Here is a 3,967-nt window from a genome sequence, read left to right on the forward strand (position 1 = left end):
GGCGCAGGTCGATGCGCGGCAGCTCGGCCTGCAGCTTCAGCGACGGCGCGTCGACCCGCAGCCGGCCACCGATCACCTGCAGCTCACCCAGGCGGCGCAGCGTTTCCAACGGATCGCCGCCGGCCTTGGGCTGTGGCAGGCCGCGCACCGACCAGCGCCCGTCCTCGGCGCGCTGCAGCTCCAGCGCCAGTCCGCGCAGGCGCAGTTCGGTCAGCGAATGCCCGGGCAGCAGGCCGGAATACAGCGACACCAGGACCTCGGCTTCGCCGATGCGCAGGCCCTCACCTTCACCGATGCGCAGGCCCTTGAGCGCCAGCAGCGGGCCGCGCCGGGTCCAGCGCGTCTGCAACTGGTCGAACGCCACCGGCTGGCCGGCGCGCGCGCTCAGCCAGCCGGCCACCTTGTCCGGGTGGCGTTCGGCCAGCGGCATCAGCTGGCTGACGCTGCCGACCAGCAGCGCCACGCACACCAGTACGATCGCCACGGCATACACGGCATGGCGGCGGATCCTTCGCAGTCGCAGGCGCAGCGGCGCGCTCATCGGTCCCCGGGTGCGCCGGCAGGACCGGTCACGGGCATGCCCAGGTCACAGCAGCACGACATCGAACTGCTCCTGCAGGTACTGCTCGTCGGCCTGGAAGCGGATCGACTTGCCGAGGAATTCCTCCAGCTCGGCCACGGCCGCCGACTCTTCATCGGTGATCCGCGCCACCACCTTGGAGGAGGCGATCACCAGCAGCCGCGCGGCATCGAACTGGCGCACGGCCCGGGTGATCTCGCGGAAGATCTCGTAGGTGACCGTTTCGGCGGTCTTGATCGAGCCGCGCCCGCTGCATTCCGGGCAGGGCTCGGACAACTGCCGTTCCAGGCTTTCCACGGTGCGCTTGCGGGTCATCTCGACCAGCCCCAGCGGCGAGAACTCGTACACCGTGGTCTTGGCATGGTCGCGCGCCAACGCCTTCTCCAGCGTGCGCAGCACCTGGCGGCGGTGTTCGGCATCGTCCATGTCGATGAAGTCGATGATGATGATCCCGCCCAGGTTGCGCAGCCGCAGCTGGCGCGCCACCGACTGGGCCGCTTCCAGGTTGGTGCGGAACACCGTCTCTTCCAGGTTGCGCTGGCCCAGGAACGAACCAGTGTTGACGTCGATGGTGGTCATCGCCTCGGTCTGGTCGATCACCAGGTAACCGCCGGACTTGAGCGGCACCTGCTTGTCCAGCGCGCGGCCGATCTCATCCTCGACCCCGAACATGTCGAAGATCGGGCGGTCACCGCTGTACAGCTCCAGCTTCTCGGCCAGCACCGGCATGTACTTGGCCACGAAGGCCTGCAGCTGGGTGAAGGTCTCCTTGGAATCCACCTTCACCTTGTCCACGTCCTTGCGGATCAGGTCGCGCACCGAGCGCAGCGGCAGGCTCAGGTCTTCATAGATCACGCTGCAGGAGGCCGCTTCACGGCCACGGCGCTCGACCACGTTCCAGACCCGCGACAGGTAGGCGATGTCTTCGGCGATCGCCTCGGCCGGCTGGCCTTCGGCGTTGGTGCGCACGATGTAGCCATACCCGCCGTGCTGGGCCGACAGTTCGGTCACCAGGCTCTTCAGGCGCGCGCGCTCGGCTTCGTCCTCGATCCGCGCCGACACCCCGACCACCTTGGATTGCGGCAGCAGCACCATGTAGCGCGAGGGAATGCTGATCTGGGTGGTCAGGCGCGCGCCCTTGGTGCCGATCGGGTCCTTGACCACCTGCACCACGATGTCCTGTCCGTCCCGCAGCAGTTCCACGATGGGCACCGACGAGGGGGGCGGCAGCGTGGTGCCTTCGGTGTCGGCGCTGGCCACCGGGGCCGGGCGGACCACGTCGTTGGCGTGCAGGAAGGCAGCACGCTCCAGCCCGACCTCGACGAAGGCGGCCTGCATCCCGGGCATGACCCGCTGCACCTTGCCCTTGTAGATGTTGCCGACCACGCCGCGGCGCCAGCCGCGTTCGATGTGCAGTTCCTGCAGCATGCCGTTTTCGATGACCGCCACGCGGGTTTCACGTGGGGTGACGTTGACCAGGATTTCTTCAGACACGGGCGACTCCCTTCGATTCGAATGCCTGCAGCAACTGTTCGGTCTGCTGCAGGGGCAATCCCATGACGCCCGAATAACTTCCCGCCAGGTGGTGGATGTAGCGCTCTGCCCCACCCTGGATGGCATAGGCACCGGCCTTGCCCATCGGTTCGCCGGTGGCGACGTAGGCAGCGATGGCCGCCTCGTCCAGCGCGATGAAGCCGACCTCCGACGCCACCGTGGCCACCTGCTCCTGCCCCGCGGCGACCAGCGCCACCACGGTGATCACCTGGTGGGTGCGACCGGACAGCCGGCGCAGCATCGCGCTGGCGTCGGCGGCATCGACCGGCTTGCCGAACACCTCCCCGTCCAGCACCACTTCGGTGTCCGCGCCCAGCACCCACGCCTGCGGGTCCTCGCCCAGCACCCGGGCCAATCCGGCGCGGGCCTTGTCCACGGCCACGCGCTGCACGTAGTCCAAGGCGGCTTCCCCGTCGGCCCGTACTTCGGGCACGTCAAGGTCGAGCGCATGGAAGGGTCGGTCCAGGCGCGCCAGCAATTCGGTTCGTCGGGGCGAACGGGAGGCAAGATAAAGCATCGCGGAAGCATAACCTGCGCGCCCGGTCTGAATCGCGAGCAACAGCACCCAATCGCCCGCAACCCCACTCCTTCTCACCAGACGTTCATCGCACCGACACCAACCTCAACGCCTTCACAAGGAGATGCACATGCGCCGCAACCCCCTGTCCCCGCTGCTCCTCGCCCTGTCGCTTGCCCTGGGAACCTCGATGACCGCCCACGCCCAGTCCCAACCTGCCATCGCCGTGCCCGCCGACGGCACCCTGCTCAACATTTCGGCCAACGCCGAAGCCCGGCGCGTGCCCGACGTGGCCACGCTTTCGGCCGGCGTGGTCACCCAGGCGACCGACGGCAACACCGCCATGCGCCAGAACGCCGAGCAGATGGTCAAGGTGCTGGCCGCGATCAAGGCCGCCGGCATCGCCGAGCGCGACGTGCAGACCAGCGGGGTCAACCTCAGCCCGCAGTACCGCTATGCGGAGAACGAAGCGCCGAAGATCACCGGCTACCAGGCCAGCAACACGGTCAGCCTGAAGGTGCGCGACATCGCCAAGCTGGGCAAGGTGCTTGATGCCCTGGCCGCACAGGGCGCCAACCAGATCAACGGCCCGCAGTTCGAGATCGACCAGCCCGAGCCGGTGTACGACGAAGCACGCCTCGCCGCACTGAAGAAGGCCCAGGCCCGCGCCGAAACCTATGCCAAGTCGCTGGGCCTGCGCGTGCGCCGGATCGTCAGCATTTCCGAGAGCGGTGGCGGCAACTTCCGCCCGGTGATGATGCGGGCCGCAGCGGCGCCGATGGCGGCCGATGTCTCCACACCGGTCTCGCCGGGCGAATCGACCGTGTCGGTCACCCTGGACGTCGTCTTCGACCTGGGCCGGTAAGGGGTAGCGCCGGCCGTTGGCCGGCCTCGTTATCGCGTGGGCCGGCCAGCGGCTGGCGCTACCGTTTTCTGACCGGTAGCCAAACGATGGCCCGCCCCCTGACTTCCGGCCCGCGCCGGGCTGCGGTATTGCTGCCATTGCGGGGCCCCGGCCCCTGCACGTTGATGTTCCCGCACGCACATCTGGCAAGGAGAGTGGAGCATGGTCCGTACGCATCCCCCAGTGGTCCCGATGCAGATCGACGTCCCGCGCGTGCTTGGCTGGAGCACGGCGATGGCCCTGCACCTGCTCGCACTGATGTTGTTGCTCATTCCTGCCGCGTACATGGCCGCCCCGCTGCCGCGCGAGCGGACGGTGGTGAACCTGATATCCCCGCCGGTGCCGCAACCCGCGCCGCCCCCGCCGATCGTGCCGCAGGAACCGGTGCCGGTGCGTGCGCCGACCACCCAAC

General features: G+C 68.4%; 3 protein-coding genes and 2 pseudogenes. 2 read left to right on the forward strand and 3 right to left on the reverse strand.

What is annotated here, in order from left to right; all coding sequences use genetic code 11:
- The 3 genes and pseudogenes from RWO33_RS19595 to RWO33_RS19605 form a co-directional block, all read right to left on the reverse strand.
- Positions 1-541, reverse strand: a pseudogene (locus RWO33_RS19595) (hypothetical protein); the annotation flags it as partial.
- A gap of 45 nt (positions 542-586) precedes the next feature.
- Positions 587-2,074 (reverse strand): ribonuclease G, encoded by a 1,488-nt coding sequence (gene rng, locus RWO33_RS19600; protein ID WP_314107073.1) that lies wholly within the window; start codon positions 2,072-2,074, stop codon positions 587-589.
- A complete protein-coding gene (locus tag RWO33_RS19605; RefSeq protein WP_314107075.1) occupies positions 2,067-2,651 on the reverse strand; it encodes a Maf family nucleotide pyrophosphatase in 585 nt (194 codons plus the stop codon). Before RWO33_RS19605 ends, rng begins: the two co-directional genes overlap by 8 nt.
- 130 nt (positions 2,652-2,781) lie before the next feature.
- On the opposite strand from RWO33_RS19605, the gene RWO33_RS19610 reads away from it, so the two are divergent.
- Both RWO33_RS19610 and RWO33_RS19615 read left to right on the forward strand, forming a co-directional pair.
- A complete protein-coding gene (locus RWO33_RS19610) occupies positions 2,782-3,516 on the forward strand; it encodes an SIMPL domain-containing protein (RefSeq protein ID WP_314107077.1) in 735 nt (244 codons plus the stop codon).
- Positions 3,517-3,717: 201 nt separating this feature from the next.
- Positions 3,718-3,967 (forward strand): annotated as a pseudogene (locus RWO33_RS19615) (energy transducer TonB); the annotation flags it as partial.

This window comes from uncultured Stenotrophomonas sp. (assembly GCF_963519925.1).
Classification (GTDB): domain Bacteria; phylum Pseudomonadota; class Gammaproteobacteria; order Xanthomonadales; family Xanthomonadaceae; genus Stenotrophomonas; species Stenotrophomonas maltophilia_AE.

What these genes read in the sequence shown, in the direction of transcription:
- RWO33_RS19605 (WP_314107075.1), bottom strand. Translation starts at nt 2,651, where the DNA reads ATGCTTTATCTTGCCTCCCGTTCGCCCCGACGAACCGAATTGCTGGCG.
- RWO33_RS19610 (WP_314107077.1), top strand. Translation starts at nt 2,782, where the DNA reads ATGCGCCGCAACCCCCTGTCCCCGCTGCTCCTCGCCCTGTCGCTTGCC.